We start from the raw sequence: 21,740 nt of genomic DNA on the forward strand, positions 1-21,740 counted from the left end.
TCGATTTTTTAATCTTTACGATAACTTAAACTAGCGATGGCATCATGTAAATGAATAGATTCTTCGTTGCGGCATTCAACTGTAAATGCTTGGACAAAATCCAATTCATATAAATCAGCAGCGACTAGCCTTACCATATCTTCAACAAATCGTGGGTTTTCATAGGCTGTCTCTGTTACCATCTTTTCATCAGGACGTTTTAGTACAGGATGAATCATCGCACTTGCATTTGATTCTGCAGCGTTTAATAACACTGCTTTCCAGTCTTTTTCCTCATTGTAATCTTCGGTGAACTCCACATTCATGGTTACATAACCACGTTGATTATGTGCACTATATTCACTTATTTCTTTAGAACATGGACAAAGGGTTGTAACAGCACACGTTAACGACGCAGAACTAGTAAATCCAACATCTTTAACATAGGAAACGGTAATTGTTGCCTCTGCATGATTTAAACCAATTAATTCAGAGCTTGGTCCTTTTCTTTCGTAAAACCATGGGAATTTAATTTCAATGCTTGCATCTTTTTGTTTAAGACGTTCAGCAAGTTCTTTTGTGAAATCAAACAAACTTTTAATAGAAGGGGTGAACCCTCCATTTTGACGATATTTTTCAAGTTGTTCCGTAAATCGACTCATATTCGTTCCTTTTGAATCATGGGAGATTTTACTCGTCATTTTAAAACTAGCAATCGTCGTTTGCTGTTTTGGGTTTAGGTCTGATTTTAACATAATTGGATGTTTTACATTGCTAATTCCTACTGAGTCTATAGTAAAAAGGAAGTCCATTTTAGCATTTTGTAAATCTGGCATATGTTCCTTTTCAGTAGGTTTAAGTTTTAAACCTGGTTCAACAGAGCCAAATAGCTTATGGCGTTCCTTTTTCGGTGGCAAGTTTATCTTTCTTGTCATCATGATCTCCTCTCACTTACTCGATATTGAGAGTATACTGTATGAAGATAGGTTACATCAATGATTATATCTTGTAAATTGTCGAAGCTTGTAAGAATTTTTATTATTTTACCAATCCATTGAATTTAATAAGACTTGCCTCTTTGATAAACTATTAATTTGAAAGAGGCAAATCGATTTTTCTTAATAGAAACAGACAGATTTATTAATTAATCTATTTCCCAATCTATCTTAATTACAAGGAAGAATAATATATTAATTCATGTATATCCGTTTTCATGTCAATTAAGCAAAAACCTCAAAAGTATACCAGTATCTTGGCATAGTGAGTGGTTAAACCTAGTTTTTCCTACAAAACAATGTGTAAAACAATAGGTGAAAGAAGTTTATCGCACGAAAATATTAAAAGCTGTCATAATCTCTTAAATAAACTAGTATACTATAGTACATAATGAATAAAAGGATAGGAGTTTAAAAGATGAATAAACCCGTATTACCTTTATTTCGAGAGGTTTTTGCTTTAGGGTTAATAGGATTGTTTTTCTATTTATTTTTGTTTGTAGATTTCCATGACATATCTTTCAACGTACCTTCTGAATTATTGACAGTGAATACAATGTTCTTAAGCATATTATTAGAGGCAATTCCATTTATCTTATTAGGTGTATTTATTTCAGCCTTGATTCAAACATTTGTGTCAGAAGATTTTATTAAACGTGTGTTACCAAAGAATGCAATTGTCGCTCTATTACCTGCAGCTTTATTGGGTGCTATTTTTCCGATTTGTGAATGTGCAATTGTACCAATTGTGAGACGCTTAATGAAAAAGGGGATGCCACTACATCTCGGCGTTGTTTTCTTGGTTGGAGCTCCTATATTAAATCCTGTCGTGTTTGCTTCTACCTTTTATGCATTTGGGACAGAACAGCATATCGCATATGCGAGAATGGGACTAGCATTCATTCTTTCCATTGTGATCGGGTTTATTATTTATCTTGTCTTTAAAAATAAAGACCAATTGAAGATAAAACAAGAGATTATAGTTAATCATTCTCATGGAAGTGAGAGTGTTGGAAAGTTAAAATCAACGTTATATCATGCCAGTGATGAGTTTTTTGAAATGGGTAAGTTTTTAATTTTAGGTGCTTTTATTGCGAGTCTTTTTCAAACATTTCTTGACCGTACCCTATTAACAGAGATTGGCTCAAATGATATCCTTTCTCCTGCGATTATGATGGCATTTGGTTACATACTCTCTTTATGCTCGGAAGCAGATGCTTTTGTTGCAGCATCCTTCAGTGGTTCGTTTACAACAGGATCACTTTTAGCATTTTTAGTATATGGGCCGATGCTTGATTTAAAGAATACGATTATGTTGTTTGCGTTTTTTAAAGCAAGGTTTGTCGCTGCATTTATCGTAATCGTGACGGTTGTTGTCTATCTTTCAATATTAGTTTACCAGCAGTTTTTCCTGTAGAAGGGGGGATAAGACATGGAAAAGCATAACGATCATAATCGTTTTCATCTCTATTTACGCGGGATTATTTTAGTCGGTTTTACAATGTTAATGTTGAAACTTATATTGACAGGAAACATGACCAACTTTATTGCTCCGAAAATGCTGCCTTTCATCTATTTTGCGATGGTTGTTTTCTTATTGCTAGGAGTCATGCAAATCTGGAGAAGTGGATCGAAAAAAGAAGCAGAACTTGCTTGTAATTGCGGGGGCAATCATTCAACATCACAATTTCCATTTCGCTCATTTTTCATATATTTAGTATTTATTATACCCATAATCACTGGTTTTTTGTTCCCTGAGGTTGTATTAGATAGCTCAGTTGCGGCAAAACGTGGGTTTAAATCAATGACTGCAGACGAAGAGCAGTCTGCAGAGAATAAGGGTGGATCAACTGAAAAAGCTGAAGCCTATTTAAATGATCCAGAAGCATATATGGAAGAATTGGACGAGCGGGTCGGTGACAAGGTTGCAGAATCTTCAAATCTTCCAGATGTACCTCTTGAACACCCTGAAGGATTTGAGCTGCAAACACCACCTGAGGATTATTATGAATATTTAGAAAGTGAAATGCTAAAAAAGGATACCATTAAACTTACTGAAGAAAATTATATTGCAATGACGTCAATTCTTGATGAAAACCCAGAAAAATTTGTTGGTAAAACAGTAGAAATCATGGGCTTTGTTTATCGAGAGGATAATTTCGAAGAAGATCAATTTGTTATCGCAAGATTTGGTCTTTCGTGTTGTGTAGCCGATGCATCAGTTTATGGAACACTAGCAACATTTCATGAAGCGAAACAATATGGTGATGATCAATGGATCAAAATAAAAGGGACATTGGATACAATCAAATATCAAGATTGGACACTACCCTATGTTAAGGTAACGACAGTTGAAACAGTTGAACAGCCTGATGAGCCTTATGTGTATGAAAGTTATTAAAAGGAAATATAGTTTAAATGAAAAAAGCACGGAAGACGTGCTTTTTTCTATTTATCTCATTAGGTATTCTTTTCAGTATCATTTTCGTTTGTTGGTAGTTCATCAGGTTTTTTAATAGGATCAACTGTATGCTTATATTGATAAGCTTTACTAGTTGTTAATACACTTAGTAAAAGAACAACAATGACAATAATAATACAAATGATAAAGATTGTTTTCATGTATACTCCTCCAGTGCTTCTAAAAAGAACAATCGAACAGTTTTTAGTGTACTTTTATTTTAACATGAAGAATATTAACGTTTAAGAAAAAGATAGTCAGATAAAATAAAATGTTTTGGTGAAAGCTATATAGGGAAATGAACGTATAAGATAAAAGGAGGAGTTTTAATGTCAGAAAAATTGATAAGTACAGTAAATAAACAAGTAGCAAACTGGACAGTACTTTACGTGAAACTACATAATTACCACTGGTTTGTAAAAGGTGAGAATTTCTTTACACTTCATGAAAAGTTTGAAGAGTTTTACAATGAAGCAGCCGTTCATATTGATGAATTAGCTGAAAGATTATTAGCCCTAGAAGGTGCTCCTGTTGCAACAATGAAAGAATGTCTAGAACTTTCCTCTATAAAAGAGGCAGAGGGAAAAGAAACAGCAAAACAAATGGTGCAAAGTGTCCATGATGATTTCGCCCTGCTTGCCGAGGAATTAAAAGAAGGTATGGAGCTTGCTGCTGAGGTAGGCGATGAAACAACTGGAGATATGCTATTAGCCATCCATCAAAGTTTAGAGAAACATAATTGGATGCTGAAGTCATTCCTAGGAAAATAATGAAAAAAGGTGGAATCTTCGTGATTTCACCTTTTTTGATTGATACAGAAAGAAATCTGCAAATTATTAATAGATAAAATTTATGAAAGTTCTTCCTCAGCCAATTCCTCTGTCATTTTTTCAGTTATGTAAGGAGTGATTAAGGAATGTAAATCATGATCTGATAAATGGTTGATCCATGAGAGGATTTCCTGCTTATTTGTATTTCTAATAATTGATTGTACATATGCATTTACGTCCTCATCATCTGCTCGAAATCTACTTATATCTGGATGTTTAAAAAAATCATGATTCATCTTTTTCATTAACCTCCGTTATTTATGCTTTCTTATAGAAGTTCTTTTTACTTTCTGCATGAAGTCATTAAACTATTCACAGCTAACTAAATTTGAATAAATAAATGACTAAGAGCAAAAAATAAGCGAAGGATTAAATAAGGAGTTGTCATCATGGAAAATTCAAAGAAACCATATTATATTACAGTTGCCAATGGAGAGATTTCTCAATTTAGCACGGTATCTCCTTGGGATTATAAAATTGAAGCAACTGACGATGAGGTCATTAAACTACGTCAATATTTCGATCAGGTTTATTCCTCAGATATAAAAGGGTTTTTTCGTGCTCATACACCATATGTTCAGTATCATTATGATCGTGAAAATGATGCGATAGATGATACAAATAAGCTTATTTACAAAATGATTTATGAGCTTGGAGATGAGGAAGCGAAAGAGCATATTCGTACACAAGGACTTATTTCAAGAATAGAAGAACAAGAATAAACCTTATACAGAGATAAAACATTGTGATAAGATTTGAATAGATTAGGAAAAAATTGAGGGATATATTATGTATCGGTTTATCGATTATTATCACAATGAAGTACAATTATCATTTGAAGACCATCCTTTTGCAGCTAACCCTAAGCATGTCTGGGTTGTTTGTCGGTATGAAGATAAATGGTTATTAACAAAGCATTCAGACCGAGGTTTTGAGTTTCCAGGCGGAAAGGTAGAACTAAACGAAACTGCAAATGAAGCTGCTATTAGAGAAGTTAAAGAGGAAACAGGCGGTATTGTCAAAACCATTGAATATATAGGTCAATACAAGGTTATGGGAAAAGAAAAGATTATTGTGAAAAATATTTATTATGCAACCATAAGTGAGCTTATTGAGCAAGAGGGTTATTATGAAACTTATGGTCCTGTTCTAATGGAAGAGATTCCAGAAGGAGTAAAAAAGGACAGAAGGTATAGCTTCATTATGAAGGATGAGGTATTGAAAAGAAGTCTTAAAGAAGTTAAGAAGAGATTTAAAATGTAGGATCTAACACTTTGTTGATTGCGGGAATGCCAGCAGTGGAAATCAACAACCAAGTTTAACAAATTAAAAATGTGAAAAAATAAGGACTGACCTACGACTGACCCTCAAATTGAAAATGAGGGACTGCCCTATGTCAGCCTTTTTTTTCGGTCTTAACAAAGCGTCTTTCTAAAAGCTCCACTCCTTGGTACATAATCGTTGCAAAAAAAGCAATGATGAGAAGGCTTAAGAGAACTAACGTAAAATTAAATACTTGAAAACCATATATAATCATATAGCCAAGTCCTTTTGCAGAAACAAGAAATTCTCCAACAATAACCCCTACCCAAGACAATCCAACATTCACTTTTAAGGTTGATACTATTGTTGGAAATGATGCTGGAAGTACTGCCTCTTTAAATAGCTGCATTTTAGATGCGTCAAATGTTTTGAGTACCTTTAAATAATTAGAATCAACCTCTTTAAACGATGTGAACACAACAATTGTTGTGATAATAACGGATATAATCGTACCCATTGCGATAATGGAAATAAACCCTGGTCCTAAAGCAACAATCAGAATAGGACCAAGTGCTACCTTAGGCATTGCATTTAGAATAACGAGATAAGGATCTAAAATTTTTGAAAGCCGAGCAGACCACCATAACAACGCTGCAAGTAATGCACCAAGTAATGTGCCCAAAATAAAACCTAAAATTGTTTCAAATAGAGTAATTCCTAAATGTGAAAGAAGGGTACCGTCATTTAGTTTTGTCACTAACAGATTCCATATCTTAGAGGGTGAACTAAATAATAACGGATCGATCCATTCTCTACGACCGGCAATTTCCCATAAGCCAAAGAAACAGATAAAAATGAGAATTTGATAAAATCGTATCCATTTCTTTTCCTTATCAAGACCACGTTTGTAATTTTTGTGAAGGAAATCAATGGTTTCATTCTGTTTCAAACTGATCCAACTCCTTCCAAATTTGCTGAAATAGCTTCGAAAACGAAGGGTGTTGTCTAGCATAAAACGGTGCTAGTTCTCTCAGTTCCGTTGGTATCAAATATGTCCGGTTGATCCTTCCTGGCTTGGCGGAAAATACGTAAATACGATCACTCATCGCGATTGCTTCGCCAATGTCATGGGTGACGAGGAGGGCTGTTTTCTTATAATCTTTTAACGTTTGTACAACTAAGTCTTCAAGTCTTAGTTTTGTTTGATAATCCAATGCTGAAAAGGGCTCATCAAGTAAAAGTATTTTCGGATTTGTTGCTAATGTTCGAACTAGTGCCGCTCTTTGTCTCATACCACCTGATAATTGACTGGGATATTGATTTTCAACATTTTCAAGGCCCATCTCTTTTAAAAGAGCTAACGTTTTTTGTTTATTTTCAGTTGTTTTTTGACCAATAACTTTCAGCCCTAAAGTGACATTTTCTTCAATTGTTTTCCAAGGGAATAGATAATCCTGCTGCAACATATAGCCAATAATTGAATCAGGCTTTGTAATGATTTTATTGGCAATTGTTACAGTACCTTCCACTGGCTTAATAAGACCAGCGATGATTGATAAAAGAGTTGTTTTTCCACAACCACTTGGCCCAAGGAAGGAGATGAACTCCCCTTCCTCTACATTAAGTTTTACATCTTCAAGGGCAACAGTTGCTGAATCCTTGGAAAAATAAACATGATGAACATGCTCTACTGATAAGAATGACATGTAATGATCCTCCTTACTTTTCAACCACTTCTTCTGCATATATGGTATTCACTAGTGTGTCATAGTCAATTCGCGTTGGTAGCTCTCCAGCCTCATCCATAATATTTTGTAGATTATCCCATTCATCTACATCTAGGATAGGATCTGTTGAAAAGGAGCCTTGTTCCTTGTAACGTTCCACAACCGTTTCAATAAGCTCTAGCTCTGTATCCTCAAATTGCGGGGCAATTGATTTAGCAATCTCTGCTGAACTTTTTTCTTGTACCCATTGCTGTGCTTTATATATTGCAGCTGTAAACTTTCTTGCTGAGTTTTCATTTTCTTTTAAAAAGCTCTCCTTGCTCATAAATGTTGTATAAGGAACTTTACCGGACTCTGTTCCAAAGGAAGCAACAATATGACCAGTTCCTTCTTTTTCAAAGATACTAGCTGTTGGTTCAAATAATTGAACAAAATCACCAGTTCCTGAGGCAAAGGCACTTGGGATGTTGGCAAAATCAATATTTTGAATAAGTTCTAGATCAGTTTTTGGATCAATATTGTGTTGTTTTAAGACAAATTCACCAACCATTTGTGGCATTCCACCTTTTCTTTGTCCTAAAAACGTACTATCTTTTAATTGATCCCATTTAAAATTGTCTATTTTTTCACGACTTACAAGGAAGGTGCCATCTGTTTGTGTAAGTTGAGCAAAATTTATCACAGAATCACTCGACCCTTGCGCATGAACATAAATCGATGTTTCTGAACCAACTAATGCGATATCTGCTCCATCTGAGAGAAGTGCAGTCATCGTTTTATCTCCACCCCAGGTTGTCGTTAATTCGACATCAAGGCCCTCCTCTTCAAAAAAACCTTCTGCCATCGCGACATATAAAGGCGCATAAAAAATGGAATGTGTAACTTCTGCAAGTTTAATTTTTTCTGTCTTTTGTTGATTACATGCTGAAAGTGGCAATACAATAATAAGCGGAAGAATAACCAATAGCAGCCATTTTTTCATGTTGTGAACCTCCTGGATGCACTGCATCTTAAATTTTTTATTTTCACCGGAACTTAAATCAAAATCGACGATAGATGCTGATAAACTAAGGCAAAGTTGTGAATTTATAATAATTTATGAATTTCAAAAAAATGTGTGAATGCCTATTATTCTTTTAGTAACGTACAGAATTAGGGTATGTTATTAAATATCGATGAATTTGCGAGAGAAAGAGTGAACAGTAGATGAATGGTGAAATACTTAGTAAGGTAAAATATCCATCTCCAAATCCAAATATTCGACTTTGGGTGGTGACCTATCTTTCAAATCATTTAAAAGTAAAAGGACTTTTGGCAGAGCCTAATACCCCTGGGTGCTATGATGGATTTCTATATTTGCGAGGTGGGATTAAAAATGTTGGTACGGTAAGGGTAGGACGAATAATTCAGTTTGCCTCAGAAGGTTTTATCGTAATGGCACCATTTTACCGAGGTAATCAAGGTGGTGAAGGGAATGAAGACTTTGCTGGAGATGATCGTTATGATGCCATCTCAGCAATCGAACTTTTAAAAAGGCATCCAAATGTGCATTCACATCGTATCCATGTTTTTGGATTTTCAAGAGGTGGTGTTATGGCATTATTAACTGGTATTTTAGCTGAAGATGTGCGTTCTGTTGTTACATGGGGTGGAGTCTCTGATATGTTTTTAACATATGTTGAGCGTGAGGATTTACGTCGAATGATGAAAAGAGTTATTGGTGGTACACCTACAAAATTCCCGAATCGATATATGTGGAGAACACCTTTGTACGAATTAGAAAACATGAATCCACCTGTATTAATTATACACGGAGTTAAGGATAAAAATGTCTCAGTTGAGCATGCATACAGGCTTGAAAAAAGATTAAAGGAATTAAATAAACAAGTTGAAAGCTGGTACTTTAAGGGATTTACTCATTATTTTCCTCCTAAAATAAACCGTGAAACACTACATAGACTATGTTCCTGGATGAAAAAACAATAAATTAGTTTTTCTTGTCAGGACAAGGTGGTAAAATAAAATAAAATGAAATGTACCAATAAGGAGGTTTTCTTTTGGGAATGCCTGTTGAATTCAATACAATGATTGTAACAAAAGGTAAAGAACAACGAGTGGAAGAAAATGTATTTCTTTTAACAAAAGAAGGATATAGAATATATCCGATCGATATTCCGTTAGAGGTTAGAAAAACGAAGGATGGAGAAATTGCTGGTGAGGCTATTGTAGAAAAACTTCAGCTTCATGAAAATAAAACAGTTGTAACATATCGGTTAGTTGCCCTTAATTCAACGAATTAATAAAACAAAAGATAAACCAGGTGAAAAAGTAATTAGCTTTTTCACCTGGTTTATTTGTTTTATAGTGTTCCAATCAACCTGAAATAGTTTTTATTTAAAAAACTACTATTTTTAGGAAAGAGCCTAAATTAATCCTGAAGTGAAATTGAAAAATTACAATATCATGAATTTTTGTTTGCAGGTTAGGATAAAATTATTATGTTGAAATATAACTTAAGTTATCAATTATCAGTTTAATATCTCTTTAAATAAAAGGGAGGCTGACTCATTAGCTTTTGAGTCAGCCTCCAATTCTTTTAACCTATAGGTCCACCAAATTGTTGGATTTCAGGGGAAACATGTGCAAATTTTTCAAAGTTTTTCTTAAACTGTGATGCTAGCTCTTTTGCTTTCTTTTCATAAGCTTCCTTAGAGCTCCAAGTAAGATGTGGCTGAAGTTTATCATCCGGAACACCTGGAACGTGTATTGGAATGTTGAGGCCAAATACTTCATCAGTTACCGTCTCAATATGATCAAGATCTCCTTCAATTGCAGCTTGAACCATTGCTCTTGTATATTGTAACTTTATTCGATTCCCTACGCCATATTCACCACCGGTCCAGCCTGTATTAACTAAAAATACTTGAACTTCATGTTCATCAATTTTTTGTCCAAGCATGTTCGCATAGCGAGTGGCTTGTAATGGTAGGAATGGTGAACCGAAGCAAGTTGAAAAGGTTGCCTCAGGAGCGGTAATTCCTCGCTCAGTTCCTGCAAGCTTACTAGTATAGCCGCTCAAAAAATGGTACATTGCTTGTTCTCTAGTTAACTTGCTAATTGGAGGAAGAACCCCAAATGCATCTGCAGTTAAAAAAACAATTGCTTGTGGATGTCCCGCTATACTAGGTGTAATAACCTTATCAATAGCATCTAACGAATATGCAGCCCTTGTATTCTCAGTGAAAAAGGAATTATCATAATCAGCTTCACGAGTTTCATTATCAACAACAACGTTTTCTAAAACGGCACCATAGCGAATGGCATTGAAAATTTGGGGCTCTTTTTCTTCCGATAAATTAATACATTTCGCATAGCAACCGCCTTCAATATTAAAGATGCCAGAAGTAGACCAGCCATGCTCATCGTCACCGATTAATCGTCTGTTAGGATCAGCAGACAAGGTTGTTTTTCCAGTTCCAGATAAACCGAAAAATAAAGCAACATCACCTTCAAAACCAACATTTGCTGAGCAATGCATTGAAAGAATATTGTTTTCTGGTAACAAAAAGTTCATAACTGAAAAGACAGATTTTTTCATTTCACCAGCGTATTCTGTCCCACCGATTAAAATTGTTCTTTTCTCAAATGAAATAATGATAAATGTTTCAGAATTTGTACCATCAACAGCAGGATCAGCTTTAAAGTGTGGTGCACAAAGAATAGTAAAAGGCTTCTCATTTGTAATCGATTTTTCATTGTCTTTTATAAAAAGCTGCTGTGCGAATAAATTATGCCAAGCATATTCATTTATGACTTGAAGAGGCAACTGATAGCGTTTATCTGCACCGGCAAAACCATTGAAAATGTATAATTCTTCTCGTTCCTTTAAGTAGTTGATCATTTTACTATAAAGCTTATCAAAGTCAGCCTCTAAAATAGGTTGATTAACAATGCCCCAATCAATTTTATTTTCGATAGAACTTTCTTTCACGATAAATTTATCTTGTGGAGACCTACCAGTATATGCTCCAGTAGTCGCTCGGATTGCACCAGTTGAGGTTAAAATCCCTTCCTTGCGTTTAAGTACTTTTTCCACAAGTTGAGCAACTGATAAATTATGTCTTGCATTATCCCCTTTTAACAACTCTGCTAATTCATTTGTCATCTCCACAATATTCATCCCCATTACCATCCTTTTCGAAAAATTAACGTAGAAAGATATATTACAAAATTCTGACTTAGTTTTAAATAGTATAACACATTATATTTAATTGAACATACTAATCGTGTGTGTTTTTTGAAAAAAAGTTTAGAAAGCAATTTTTATACTTCAAAAAGAAACTTAATAATATGTCAACAAAATGGGTAACACTAATGAATAGATTAATCATGAAAATTAATAGGAAATAATCTCTGATAACTTGCTGTTTTTTGTTGACACCATTACCCCAGTGCGCTATGATATGTCCTTGAACGGATTCTCTTATCCCGAGCTGGTGGAGGGACAGGCCCTATGAAACCCAGCAACCTGCTATCAAAGGAAAGCGGCGATTATGCCCAAATGACATTTTCCGACGCAAAGGTGCTAACCTGATGCAAGGCGAAAGCCCTTGATCGATAAGAGCGAAAGGCTATGAACGATAACAAACCTTTCCTCATTTAGGGAAAGGTTTTTTTGATAACAGAAAATAAGCGTATCTTCTTCATTAGAGTTTTACCAGGACAAGCATGTGGTAGAGGTACATAATAATTCTGTTCACAAAACATGCCAGCGTGATTCTTTTAGGTAAAAGGAAGAGTTCCGGATCAATTTGAACATGAGTATGAGGAGGAAAACTTTAACATGACTAAAAAACGTTTATTTACTTCTGAGTCTGTAACAGAAGGCCATCCAGATAAGATTTGTGACCAAATTTCAGATTCAATCCTTGATGCAATTATTGAAAAAGATCCAAATGCACGTGTAGCGTGTGAAACGTCTGTTACGACAGGATTAGTTTTAGTTGCTGGGGAAATTACAACAACTACATACGTTGATATCCCAAAAATTGTTCGTGAAACAATTAAAGGTATTGGCTATACACGAGCTAAATATGGCTTTGATGCAGAAACTTGTGCAGTTCTTACTTCAATTGATGAGCAATCAGCCGATATCGCTATGGGTGTTGACCAAGCACTTGAAGCTCGTGAAGGCCTAATGTCTGATGAAGAAATTGATGCAATCGGTGCTGGAGACCAAGGATTAATGTTTGGATTTGCATGTAATGAAACAAAGGAATTAATGCCACTTCCAATTTCATTAGCTCACAAACTTTCACGTCGTTTAACAGAAGTACGTAAAGAGGATATACTTCCTTACTTACGTCCAGACGGTAAAACACAAGTTACGGTAGAATATGATGAAAATGATAAACCAGTTCGTATTGATACGATCGTTATTTCTACTCAGCATCACCCAGAAATTTCATTAGAACAAATTCAGCGTAACCTAAAAGAGCATGTTATTAACCCAGTTGTCCCTGCAGAATTAATTGATGAAAATACAAAGTATTTCATTAATCCAACAGGTCGCTTCGTCATTGGGGGACCTCAAGGAGATGCTGGTTTAACTGGACGTAAAATTATCGTTGATACGTACGGTGGTTATGCACGTCACGGTGGTGGTGCATTCTCTGGTAAGGATGCGACAAAAGTTGACCGTTCTGCCGCTTATGCTGCTCGTTATGTAGCGAAAAATATTGTTGCTTCTGGATTAGCTGATAAATGTGAAGTTCAATTAGCATATGCAATTGGTGTTGCACAACCGGTATCGATTTCAGTTGATACATTTGGAACTGGAAAAGTATCGGAAGAAGTTTTAGTAGCTGTTGTACGTAACAACTTTGATCTACGTCCAGCGGGTATTATAAAAATGCTTAATCTACGTCGTCCGATATATAAGCAAACTGCTGCGTATGGACATTTCGGTCGTAATGATCTAGATCTTCCATGGGAAAGCACAGACAAAGCTGAAGCGTTAAGTAAAGAAGCGTTAAATCAATAATTTATAAAAGAAGAAAAGGGTCTGATGTATTTTGCATCAGACCCTTTTCTATATCAGTGTATAAGACTTAATAAGTGAATATTTTTTCTTCTATATGTGAATAAATATTGAAGCATCAAAGAAAACGTATCTAATTATGATAGTTATGTTATATCATAGTATGAGTGACGATTTGGAGGTTATACAATATGAAACAAGGGATAATCACTTGCTCCTTCATTTTCCTTTCTTTAGTTTTAAGCGGCTGTCAAGAATCAGCAAATCATCAAGAACATCAAGTCGCTTCTGAAGAGGAAGTAAAAGCACCAAAGGTTGAAATAATTGCTAGTAAACATGTTAATAAAAACGAAGAAGTACCAATCTCTGCAAAAGTATATTATGGTGATGATCTAGTGGACGATGCAGAGGTAACGTTTGAGATAAAACTTGGTGATGTTTCAGAAAAAATTGAAGCAAAACTTATTGAAACAGGTACATATGGAATTAATTATCAATTTAAGGAAGATGGTACATTCAAAATAACCGCACATACAAATGTAGAAAGTTATCATACGATGCCATCATTAGATATTCAGGTAGGAGAAGGCTCAACAGCTACGATTACAGAAAAGAATGATGAAAAAGAAAGCGAGAATGAGCACCAGCATCATGAACAAACAGAAGCGGGGCACCATCATAGTAGTGTAACGATAACTGTAGACGAATTATCTGATTTTAAGGTAAATGAAGAGGAGCAGTTATCAACAACAATTCAAGAGGGTGAACAACCATTTCCAGATGCGACGGTGAGATTTGAAATTTGGAAGGATGGAGAAGAACAACATAAGTATATTGATGCAGAAGAAGCATCGACAAAAGGGACGTACACATCTTCCTATCAATTTGAAGAAACTGGTATATATAAGATAGTAGTTCATGTTGAAAAAGGAGAGGTTCATGACCATATTGAGACTTCAGTTGAAGTTCAATAAGGGGGTGGACCTCTTTTTGTCGTAAGATTAAACACGAATTTTATCGATATTTGAAATAGTTTGAAACAATTTACATCCACCTGTTGTCTCATTAGTAAAATATTGGGTAAGTGTTTAATGTAGAAAACACGTTATTTATTCTCTATTTGCTTTTGCAAGAAGAATGGGAATTTGAACTATAAACGAAAATTAGTTAAAAGGCTAAAGGGCCTATTAACTAATTTTTCTGCATTTACTAATTTTATTTTGATTTTTATGAGTAAAGAAGTTAACATTTGTACCCTCATATCCGATGTAATAGGTAAAGACATAAAACTGTGGGGGCTACAAAATGAAAAAAGAGATGAAGTTTTATGAAAGGATTTCAGTTAAATTTCAAATTTGTCTTGCGATTTTAGCAGTAGTACTTACGAGTACGATTGGACTTCTTAGCTATATTATTGTGAAAAATACTTTTGGACAAATTCAAGAATCGCAAGGGTTATTTTGGAGTTTGTTAGGAATACCAGCTGTTATTACGATCGTTTGCTTGTCTGTGTTTTATTTTTTCATTCATAGAAAGTTAAAAGTATTAAATCAGATCCTGATTGCTTCATCTGAAATTTCAGCTGGTCGTTTGTTTGTAAACCCTTTAAAAGAGGGAAAAGATGAATTCGGTTTACTTGCACTATCATTAAATAAGATAAATGATGACTTTCGAGCTTTAGTTCATGATTTGAAGGACACAAGTTATTCCATTTCCACTTCATCATATGAGCTCTCAGCTTTATCAGAGCAAACAACAACAACTAGTGAAGAAATTGGAAATGCCCTAAATGAAATTTCAAAAGGATCAGTTTCACAGGCTTCTGATATTGAATCCACAAGCCAAAAAGCAAGTGATTTACAAGCAAATCTCACCAACATGACAGAAGGAAGCAATGCTATAATCCAATTAACAGAGGGTTGTGTAAATGCTGTTCAAGCAGGTAAGGATAGTATGATTGGCTTGCAAGTTTCCAATAAAGAGAATGCTAACATGTTAGATCAAATCAGTTTAGGAATAACGACCCTTTATCAAAGTGTCCATCAAATTTCCGGAATTGTGACAACGATTGATAATATTTCAAAACAGACAAATCTATTGGCTTTAAATGCTAGTATTGAAGCTGCAAGAGCTGGAGAACATGGAAAAGGATTTGCCGTCGTAGCGGAAGAGGTTAGAAAGCTTGCAGAAGAAACAAATAAGGCTACATCTCAAATCCAAACGATGATTCAAAATATAGAAAAGGAAACAGAAGCAACCGTGCTTGTGATGTCTCAAACAACAGAGATTTCAAGTGGCTTAAATCAAAGTGTTTTAGCATCAGAAAATGAATTTAATGAAATTTCTTCATCTATCTCAAAAATTATTGAAGGAATATCAAAGCTAAATAAAGAAATTGAAACTGTTTCAGATCATAGTTATATCATTTTAGATTCGATACAAAATATATCTGCAGTTGCAGAAGAAACTGCAGCGTCAACTGAGGAGATAACAGCGTCTGTTGATGAACAAGTGAATGCGGTAGTGACCATTAATCATTCATCAGAAAAATTAATTGCATTAAGTGAAAACTTAAATAATTCACTTAAAAAATATATGGTAGAATAAAAATCCTAATTAAGCAGTGGATTTCTTAACTGAAATCTCACTGCTTTTTGATATGTAATCAAGCAATTAAAAAGGTTTAGCTGCATCTAAAGCAGTTAAACCTAATGAATTCTTGCATTATGCATATCGAATATGATTATTCTCAAGGAGTGATTCTTCATATTCCTTTAATAAACCATCAAATATTTGATCCCAGGTTTGTGATAATGCATATTTACGAGCAGTTTCCCCCATTTTTTGACGTAATGCATGATTTTCTAATAGATGAATAATTGCTTGGTTAAATTGCTCTACATTTTTTGGCTCACATAGATAGCCTGTTACTTCTTGGTTAATAATATTTTTAACTCCACCCGAATTTGCTCCGATAACAGGTGTACCAGTCGCTAAAGCCTCTAAAACAACATTTCCAAATGTTTCTGTAGGAGATGGGAAAATAAATAGGTCAGAGTTAGCATAAATTTCTGCAAGACTTTCGCCATTTAAGAAACCAGCAAAGGTCATATTTTCAGGAGCTGCCTTTACCATTTCTTCTTTAGAAGGTCCATCACCAACGATTATCCAATGAATTTGATTTCTTATTTCTTCTGGTAGATGTAAACAAATTTTCATAAGGGTTTCAATATCCTTTTCAGGAGCAAGACGCCCTACGTATGAGAGGATGTATTTTTCTTTGATGCCATACTGCTCACGTATTCTTTGATTTGAATAGTTCGGATGAAATAGGCTACAATCAACGCCTCTTCCCCAAATACGTATATTTGAAAATCCCTTTCGTTTTAATTGCTCCATCGTTTCATTAGAAGGAACAAATATTTTACGAAGTGGTTTGTGGAACCAATGCATATACTTCCATAAAAACTTAGAGAGAAATTGTAGATCATAATATTGTAAGTATTGATCAAAATCAGTGTGATAAGATCCTACAATTGGTATATTCAATTTCTTGGCATAATGCAAGCCGCATAGTCCTATATTAAAAGGTGTTGCTACATGAATAAGGTCTGGCTTAAATCGTTGTAGCTCAGCCTTTACTTGAAGCATGTTTGGTAAAGCTAATCTACATTCAGGGTATAAAAAAAATGGCAAACTTGCAAAACGATGTATATGACTGGAAAATAAATTTTCATTTGTACTTATAGGTGCGAATACTCTATATTCATACCCGTTTGACTCAAGATGATCAGTGAATCGTTTTAATGTACGGGCTACCCCGTTAACATCTGGTGCAAAAGTGTCTGTGAAAATAGCTATTCTCATCGAATCCCCCCAGTTACAAATAAATGAAAGGTGCTATATTTTTAAAATATACTTATCTTAGAGTAAAAATCTTCACTCAATAAGATATAGCTTAAAAATCCTGAAGAACTTCCAAGTAGGCATCCAGCTAAAACATCTGATGGGTAATGCAAACCTAAATACATTCTTGAAAATCCTACACTTATTGCAAGCGGTATTAGGATGAGTGCTAGCTGTGGCATAAATAAAATAAAAGGAATGATGACTGAAAAAATGGCTGTAGTATGACCTGATGGAAAAGAATGATCCTCTAAAGGATTAGCAGCTACCTTAGTTTCTAAAAGAGCAAGGTACGGCCTCTTACGTGGATACAGCCTTTTCACAAGAGCTACTGGTAGATGACTAACGAGCAGTGAAAACGCACTTGCTATGCTAGTTGCTTGAATAAGACCTCTTGTGCAAATGACAAGAATAAGACTGATAACAATTGTTGCAATTGCCCCTCCAAGATGTGTAATAGTACGGAAATAAAAATTAAGGATCTTTTGATCGAAGTGACGATTCACACTTCGAAACAACTTGCATTCAAAATCATACATGTTAGTTATAAGCTTTGTTTTCATTTTTTAGAACGCTCCTTTATTTACTCCTTTTATATTATTTTAAGTGAGAAATATTTAGTTAATAATAAGAAATTGTAAAAATTCCCTTCACAAAGTTTTCAATTTTTTAATGTATTCTATACAAATTAAATAGAATAGTGTCATAGCGGTTTATAACTAGAAAATATCGCTCGTACGGTTGAGGAAAGAGAGAATGTATATATAAAGCGTGACTTGTTATACGGGAAGGTATTTTTATCTGTCTTCTTTGCTTCTCCCCGAATATTATGGTGGAGGTTTTACTACTAGTTAAGAATTAGATAATTGTAAGACTGATAAGGTGAGTTTTTTCGAGGAATATTATTGATCAAATGAAGTATATTTCTGGATGATACCAGATAAGATAGGATTGCTTGGGAATCGACAGCATGCCGATTCCTAATTATTAATAAATTACGTTTCATTGGGCTTAATGTTCCATTTTATTTAGTTTTTTTACCTTAGCCTATGTTGTTTGTTGTAATGATTTATAATACTGCCCTTTTTCAACATATTCACGACGAATACGTTCCATGTCTTTTATATCATCAGAATTTAAGGTTCTAACCACTTTTGCAGGTCTACCTAGGGCAAGGGAGTTGGGTGGGATTTTTTTTCCGGGTGGAACAAGACTACCTGCACCAATAAATGCACCCTCACCAATTTCTGCTTGATCTAAAATAATTGAACCCATACCTATTAATGCCTTTTTACGAATAATTGAACTGTGTAGGACCACACTATGTCCAACAGTTACTTCATCTTCTAGTATTAGTGGGTTATTTGGACTTTGGTGTAGGCAACAAAGATCTTGAATATTAACTTTGTTCCCGATAATTGTTGGCGCAACATCTCCGCGGATAACTGTTTGAAACCAGATACTAGTCTCATCACCAACTATCACATCTCCAGTAATGGTTACATAATCAGCAATAAAAGCTGATTCAGCTATTTTTGGTATTTTGTCTTTGTAAGGATAAATCATTTTTTTCATCCCTTTCTTATGGAAAGAATATGTATTTTAGCATTATTATTATATCAAAGATTTATTAGACCTTATGGTATTTGAAGGGAGAGGCAGCAATCATGTGGAAATGGGAATCTGAGGTTGACCAGCCAAAGGGAGTAATTGTAATTGTTCATGGAGCTGCAGAACATCATGGTAGGTATAAATGGCTGGTAGAAATGTGGAAATTATCAGGATATCATGTCGTCATGGGGGATTTACCGGGACAAGGAACAACAACAAGAAGAAGAGGACATATTCAGTCATTTGATGAATATATTATTGAGGTTAATTCCTGGATCAAAGAAGCTAAAAAATTCGGATTGCCATTATTTTTACTTGGTCATAGCATGGGAGGGCTTATTGTTATTCGTGCACTTCAAGAGAAACATCATGATGTAAAGGCTGTGATCTTGTCGTCTCCTTGTTTAGGTATTGTATACAAACCAAATAAAGCGTTAGAACTTGCCTCAAAGGGGCTAAATATCATTGCTCCTTCATTTAAAGTTGAATCAAACTTAAGTGTTGCATTGGCGACTAGAAATAAAGCAGTTCAAGATACTGATGAGAATGATTCATTATATGTGACAAAGGTTTCGGTTAGATGGTATCGTGAATTAATAAAGGCAATGGAAGAAGCACAAAAACAAGTGAAAAAATTTCAGGACGTTCCTTTGTTGCTAATGCAAGGAGGAGAAGATAAAATCGTTGATAAGTCCCTTGTTAAAGAATGGTTTAACAAGGTTGACTTGATGGAAAAATCATATAAGGAATGGAAAGGCTTTTACCACGAGATTTTTAGTGAGCCAGAACGTGATCAAGTATTTGAAGCAGCGCAGCGCTTTTTTGACGCACATTGTTCTGAAGCAAAGTGATATAGTTAATTAGAAGAGACTTAATTGAACAGCCATCCACTATACATATAAAATTTATGCAAGAGGTGACAACTCCTTTGACAGTTCCACAGCATCCAATAAGGTTAATGACAAAAGTATATAGAGAAGTTTTTCCAATTGTTCATTTTTATATAAAGCACTGGAGAGAGCAAGCAGAAAAAATTCCTAATAAAGAGCTAAGAAGCCAAGCAGTTAGCAGCATTAATAAAAAGGAGTTTCATTGTGAAGGTGGCGGGATTTTAGCAATCATTTCTGGACCACATAAACAACAATGTATCGAATTTATTGTTGCTTATCAAACAATAAGTGATTATTTAGATAATTTATGTGATCGAAGTACCTCTTTAGATCCAGTAGATTTTCGCATGCTACATCAATCAATGTTGGATGCTCTTACTGTTGGGACCCCCTGTAAGGAATATTATCAATTTCGGGAAGATCAAGATGATGGTGGTTATTTACATAGGCTTGTTCAAACGTGTCAAAATGTGCTATCAGATTTAGAGAATTACCCAATTATTTCAAGTCATTTACTAGAGCTGTCTAGTTATTATTGTGATTTGCAGGTTCATAAACATGTGAAAAAGGAAGAACGCGTACCAAGGCTTGAGGATTGGTTTGAACGACATAAGCCCAACTTACCTGACATGGAGTGGTATGAGTTTTCTGCGTGTACTGGGTCAACTCTCGGGATTTTTTGTTTAGTAGCATATGCTTTTCAAGAAAGTTTTGAGGAAAAACAAGCTATTCAAATTAGGGACAGCTATTTTCCATACGTACAGGGCCTTCATATATTACTTGATTATTTAATTGATCAAGAAGAAGACAAAATTGGTGGAGATCTGAATTTTTGTAGCTATTATGCATCGGAGACAGTCATGATGAATAGGTTAGAGCATTTTGTTGAAAAGGCTGATCATCACTTAACAGGTATTCCTCATGAAAACTTCCATAAGCTCATCAATCGAGGTTTATTGGGTGTTTATTTATCCGATGATAAGGTAGCATCACATAAAGAACTTAATAAACTAGCAAGACGCTTAATTAAATTAGGTGGAGCGACTTCCTTCTTCTTTTACTTTAATGGAAGAGCTTACCGTACGATTCAAAAGCTTTCTTGGAAGAAAAGTTCATAAAGAGGTGAAAATCCTCCAAATTATTAGGCACCAGAGAAATTAACCTCTGGTGCCGCTTTATTTATTCAGTCAATAAGTTATATTTTTTAAAAATATTTAAAGTAATTGTTTTCGCTTCAGAACCAGTACCTTCTAGATTTGTAACAAATACATAGTCACGATCCTCAGTTTTAATAAAACCTACGAACCAGCCTAAGCCTAAGTCAGAAAGTCTTGTACCAGTCTTTCCGTATAAGGTATAAAAGTCTCCTTCCTCCTGAATGATCATGCGCTTCACTGTTTTCATAACTGGTTTATCAAAAGGAAGGTCTTCGATGTATAAATTCTCCATAAAACTCATTTGTTCCATCGGCGTGATTTTCAGGGAGCTGTCTAGCCAAAATTGATCAAGTCCTCCGTTAATATTTTGATTGCCATATGATATTTTTTTTAGCCACTCCTGCATTTGTTGTTCACCGATATCACGGGCCATTGCTTGGTAATACCAAATAACTGAATCCCTCATTGCAGAACCAAGGGTGTGGTCTTGATTCCAAGATTCGAACTCTCTATCAATACCATCCCAGTATTTAATATCATATTCATCCTTTACGGCGTCAGTTTGCAAACCAATTAGTGCGTTAGCGACCTTAAATGTGGATTCAGGGGTTTGCTTCATGTTGGCTCGTTCTTTATTATAAACAAAGGTTTTTCCATTCTGGACATCACGTAAAATAAAAGTACCATTGATATCCTGAAAATATTCATCGACGTCTAATTTCGTAACGTTAAATTTCGTTTCTGTTGCAATCTCTTTTGGTGAATTTGCCTCAACAGTTTGTCCAAATGTTCCGACTAACAGTAATAAAACGAATAGTGGGTAGAACTTTTTCATTCTTATCACCTCTAGGGATATTTTTAACAGATTCAGTCTAACAGGG

23 protein-coding genes and 1 riboswitch are annotated in these 21,740 nt (G+C 34.8%); of the genes, 12 read left to right on the forward strand and 11 right to left on the reverse strand.

The annotated features are described in order from the left end of the window. Nucleotides 1-8: 8 nt before the first annotated feature. Nucleotides 9-914: a GTP cyclohydrolase FolE2 gene (gene folE2 / locus WCV66_RS10035; RefSeq protein WP_413789640.1), complete on the reverse strand. Its 906-nt coding sequence runs from the start codon at nucleotides 912-914 to the stop codon at nucleotides 9-11. Between the two features lie 478 nt (nucleotides 915-1,392). Here folE2 and WCV66_RS10040 point away from each other — a divergent pair, with 478 nt between their 5' ends. Both WCV66_RS10040 and WCV66_RS10045 read left to right on the forward strand, forming a co-directional pair. Then, nucleotides 1,393-2,391: a permease gene (locus WCV66_RS10040; RefSeq protein WP_338788870.1), complete on the forward strand. Its 999-nt coding sequence runs from the start codon at nucleotides 1,393-1,395 to the stop codon at nucleotides 2,389-2,391. A gap of 15 nt (nucleotides 2,392-2,406) precedes the next feature. Continuing rightward, nucleotides 2,407-3,375, forward strand: coding sequence for a TIGR03943 family putative permease subunit (locus tag WCV66_RS10045; RefSeq protein WP_338788871.1), 969 nt, complete (start codon nucleotides 2,407-2,409; stop codon nucleotides 3,373-3,375). Nucleotides 3,376-3,434: 59 nt separating this feature from the next. Here the strand turns inward: WCV66_RS10045 and ytzI are convergent, their stop codons facing one another. Next, nucleotides 3,435-3,596, reverse strand: a complete 162-nt coding sequence (ytzI, locus tag WCV66_RS10050; RefSeq protein WP_083964450.1) for a YtzI protein — start codon at nucleotides 3,594-3,596, stop codon at nucleotides 3,435-3,437. 168 nt (nucleotides 3,597-3,764) lie between these two features. On the opposite strand from ytzI, the gene WCV66_RS10055 reads away from it, so the two are divergent. Then, the gene (locus tag WCV66_RS10055) at nucleotides 3,765-4,205 is read left to right on the forward strand and encodes a Dps family protein (RefSeq protein WP_066326370.1); all 441 of its coding nucleotides are present in this window, start codon (nucleotides 3,765-3,767) and stop codon (nucleotides 4,203-4,205) included. 80 nt (nucleotides 4,206-4,285) lie between these two features. On the opposite strand, the gene WCV66_RS10060 is transcribed toward WCV66_RS10055, so the two are convergent. Further along, nucleotides 4,286-4,501: a hypothetical protein gene (locus tag WCV66_RS10060; RefSeq protein WP_157094289.1), complete on the reverse strand. Its 216-nt coding sequence runs from the start codon at nucleotides 4,499-4,501 to the stop codon at nucleotides 4,286-4,288. Between the two features lie 153 nt (nucleotides 4,502-4,654). On the opposite strand from WCV66_RS10060, the gene WCV66_RS10065 reads away from it, so the two are divergent. Both WCV66_RS10065 and ytkD read left to right on the forward strand, forming a co-directional pair. Further along, nucleotides 4,655-4,987: a hydrolase gene (locus WCV66_RS10065; RefSeq protein WP_338788872.1), complete on the forward strand. Its 333-nt coding sequence runs from the start codon at nucleotides 4,655-4,657 to the stop codon at nucleotides 4,985-4,987. A 67-nt stretch (nucleotides 4,988-5,054) separates the two neighbouring features. Beyond that, a complete protein-coding gene (ytkD, locus tag WCV66_RS10070; protein ID WP_338788873.1) occupies nucleotides 5,055-5,528 on the forward strand; it encodes an RNA deprotection pyrophosphohydrolase in 474 nt (157 codons plus the stop codon). 133 nt (nucleotides 5,529-5,661) lie between these two features. Here ytkD and WCV66_RS10075 read toward each other — a convergent pair whose 3' ends face one another. The 3 genes from WCV66_RS10075 to WCV66_RS10085 are packed head-to-tail and all read right to left on the reverse strand — an operon-like array spanning nucleotide 5,662 to nucleotide 8,237. Then, nucleotides 5,662-6,477, reverse strand: a complete 816-nt coding sequence (locus WCV66_RS10075; RefSeq protein WP_338788874.1) for an ABC transporter permease — start codon at nucleotides 6,475-6,477, stop codon at nucleotides 5,662-5,664. Continuing rightward, the gene (locus WCV66_RS10080; RefSeq protein WP_338788875.1) at nucleotides 6,464-7,234 is read right to left on the reverse strand and encodes an ABC transporter ATP-binding protein; all 771 of its coding nucleotides are present in this window, start codon (nucleotides 7,232-7,234) and stop codon (nucleotides 6,464-6,466) included. Before WCV66_RS10080 ends, WCV66_RS10075 begins: the two co-directional genes overlap by 14 nt. 13 nt (nucleotides 7,235-7,247) lie before the next feature. Beyond that, nucleotides 7,248-8,237 (reverse strand): ABC transporter substrate-binding protein, encoded by a 990-nt coding sequence (locus WCV66_RS10085; protein WP_066326383.1) that lies wholly within the window; start codon nucleotides 8,235-8,237, stop codon nucleotides 7,248-7,250. Nucleotides 8,238-8,461: 224 nt separating this feature from the next. On the opposite strand from WCV66_RS10085, the gene WCV66_RS10090 reads away from it, so the two are divergent. Both WCV66_RS10090 and WCV66_RS10095 read left to right on the forward strand, forming a co-directional pair. After that, nucleotides 8,462-9,241 carry an alpha/beta hydrolase family protein gene (locus WCV66_RS10090; RefSeq protein ID WP_338788876.1) on the forward strand — a complete coding sequence of 260 codons (780 nt, stop codon included), beginning with the start codon at nucleotides 8,462-8,464 and terminating at the stop codon, nucleotides 9,239-9,241. Nucleotides 9,242-9,312: 71 nt separating this feature from the next. Next, nucleotides 9,313-9,555, forward strand: coding sequence for a DUF2584 domain-containing protein (locus tag WCV66_RS10095; protein WP_338788877.1), 243 nt, complete (start codon nucleotides 9,313-9,315; stop codon nucleotides 9,553-9,555). A gap of 296 nt (nucleotides 9,556-9,851) precedes the next feature. On the opposite strand, the gene pckA is transcribed toward WCV66_RS10095, so the two are convergent. Beyond that, on the reverse strand, nucleotides 9,852-11,435 hold the full coding sequence (gene pckA, locus WCV66_RS10100; protein ID WP_066326388.1) for a phosphoenolpyruvate carboxykinase (ATP): 1,584 nt from the start codon (nucleotides 11,433-11,435) through the stop codon (nucleotides 9,852-9,854). A 300-nt stretch (nucleotides 11,436-11,735) separates the two neighbouring features. Continuing rightward, nucleotides 11,736-11,879, forward strand: a riboswitch (SAM riboswitch). A gap of 219 nt (nucleotides 11,880-12,098) precedes the next feature. Between pckA and metK the strand changes: the two genes are divergently transcribed. The 3 genes from metK (at nucleotide 12,099) to WCV66_RS10115 (ending at nucleotide 15,902) form a co-directional block, all read left to right on the forward strand. Beyond that, on the forward strand, nucleotides 12,099-13,298 hold the full coding sequence (gene metK, locus WCV66_RS10105; protein ID WP_066326389.1) for a methionine adenosyltransferase: 1,200 nt from the start codon (nucleotides 12,099-12,101) through the stop codon (nucleotides 13,296-13,298). Nucleotides 13,299-13,486: 188 nt separating this feature from the next. After that, complete coding sequence (locus tag WCV66_RS10110) at nucleotides 13,487-14,269, forward strand: FixH family protein (protein WP_338788878.1); 783 nt, start codon at nucleotides 13,487-13,489, stop codon at nucleotides 14,267-14,269. A 331-nt stretch (nucleotides 14,270-14,600) separates the two neighbouring features. Further along, on the forward strand, nucleotides 14,601-15,902 hold the full coding sequence (locus tag WCV66_RS10115) for a methyl-accepting chemotaxis protein (RefSeq protein WP_338788880.1): 1,302 nt from the start codon (nucleotides 14,601-14,603) through the stop codon (nucleotides 15,900-15,902). Nucleotides 15,903-16,019: 117 nt separating this feature from the next. Here WCV66_RS10115 and WCV66_RS10120 read toward each other — a convergent pair whose 3' ends face one another. From WCV66_RS10120 to WCV66_RS10130, 3 genes are all read right to left on the reverse strand, one after another. Then, on the reverse strand, nucleotides 16,020-17,162 hold the full coding sequence (locus WCV66_RS10120; RefSeq protein ID WP_338788881.1) for a glycosyltransferase family 1 protein: 1,143 nt from the start codon (nucleotides 17,160-17,162) through the stop codon (nucleotides 16,020-16,022). A gap of 41 nt (nucleotides 17,163-17,203) precedes the next feature. After that, nucleotides 17,204-17,764, reverse strand: a complete 561-nt coding sequence (locus tag WCV66_RS10125; protein WP_338788882.1) for a phosphatase PAP2 family protein — start codon at nucleotides 17,762-17,764, stop codon at nucleotides 17,204-17,206. Between the two features lie 484 nt (nucleotides 17,765-18,248). Then, nucleotides 18,249-18,767 carry a gamma carbonic anhydrase family protein gene (locus tag WCV66_RS10130; protein WP_066326416.1) on the reverse strand — a complete coding sequence of 173 codons (519 nt, stop codon included), beginning with the start codon at nucleotides 18,765-18,767 and terminating at the stop codon, nucleotides 18,249-18,251. Between the two features lie 101 nt (nucleotides 18,768-18,868). Here WCV66_RS10130 and WCV66_RS10135 point away from each other — a divergent pair, with 101 nt between their 5' ends. Together WCV66_RS10135 and WCV66_RS10140 are read left to right on the forward strand one after the other, a co-directional pair. After that, the gene (locus WCV66_RS10135) at nucleotides 18,869-19,663 is read left to right on the forward strand and encodes an alpha/beta hydrolase (protein ID WP_066326421.1); all 795 of its coding nucleotides are present in this window, start codon (nucleotides 18,869-18,871) and stop codon (nucleotides 19,661-19,663) included. Between the two features lie 77 nt (nucleotides 19,664-19,740). Then, the gene (locus WCV66_RS10140) at nucleotides 19,741-20,820 is read left to right on the forward strand and encodes a tetraprenyl-beta-curcumene synthase family protein (RefSeq protein WP_066326423.1); all 1,080 of its coding nucleotides are present in this window, start codon (nucleotides 19,741-19,743) and stop codon (nucleotides 20,818-20,820) included. Nucleotides 20,821-20,881: 61 nt separating this feature from the next. On the opposite strand, the gene blaOXA is transcribed toward WCV66_RS10140, so the two are convergent. After that, complete coding sequence (blaOXA, locus tag WCV66_RS10145) at nucleotides 20,882-21,694, reverse strand: class D beta-lactamase (RefSeq protein ID WP_338788883.1); 813 nt, start codon at nucleotides 21,692-21,694, stop codon at nucleotides 20,882-20,884. Nucleotides 21,695-21,740: the final 46 nt, after the last annotated feature.

The sequence above is a fragment of the Metabacillus rhizosphaerae genome, assembly GCF_037201795.1.
Lineage (GTDB): Bacteria > Bacillota > Bacilli > Bacillales > Bacillaceae > Metabacillus > Metabacillus rhizosphaerae.